The sequence below is a fragment of the Vibrio sp. D173a genome (genome assembly GCF_030248475.1).
The window spans coordinates 1-706 of sequence record NZ_JAHGAH010000718.1; the positions used below are offsets into that span (position 1 = coordinate 1).

General features: G+C 43.1%; 1 pseudogene. It reads left to right on the top strand.

Annotation, left to right across the window (positions count from 1 at the left end):
• Positions 1-377 (top strand): annotated as a pseudogene (locus tag KIV40_RS28770) (DHHA1 domain-containing protein); the annotation flags it as partial.
• Positions 378-706 lie beyond the last annotated feature (329 nt).

The following is a 706-nucleotide window of genomic DNA, read 5'->3' on the forward strand; positions in this document are numbered from 1 at the left end:
AACTTTTCAATTCGATGCTTGCGAGCATGCGACGATAGAAGAATGCCGGCTTCGCTGTGCTACCGGAAGGGTGTCCAAAGAACATGTTGGGTGTGTTGGGCGATTTTCTTTTGAGTGTCGATGAGTTGGATATTGTTGTACTGACAGCACGAACCAGTGACAAGACGTTTATTTCACTTCGCTCCGAATGCTCTGAGAATAATGTCGCCAAAATCATTAAACGTTCTTTGAACGACAAAGGCATTGGCTTTGGTGGCGGTCATCCGCATATGGCTGCTGGAATGATTCAGCGAAGATTTCGCTCTGGTGAAGAATTAGATTGTCTTTATGAGCTTATCCGACCGAACTTAGTTCTTGATGCTGCTGTATCGGCATAGATAACCCGCTCGTTAGCTCGATAACGAAGGTTTGAATTAAAAAGCACCGCTGAATAACGTTTGTTCAGCGGTGCTTTTTACTTATGAGTGCTTGTTTATTCGTCATAACTCTTCAAAAATGTAACACGCTACCCATGTGCTAAGCGTTAAACCTCTCGAATTGATTTATAGTCAACACTTGTAAGCTTGTTAAGTCAACATGCGCTTCATAAAGTGTCTCAAAGTTACGAAAATGTTGCGATAGACAGAGGCAGAGCAATGGAAGTGATGGTTATTGGTAGTGGCGTGATTGGATTAACCAGTGCTTGGTACTTGGCTAAAGAAGGGCA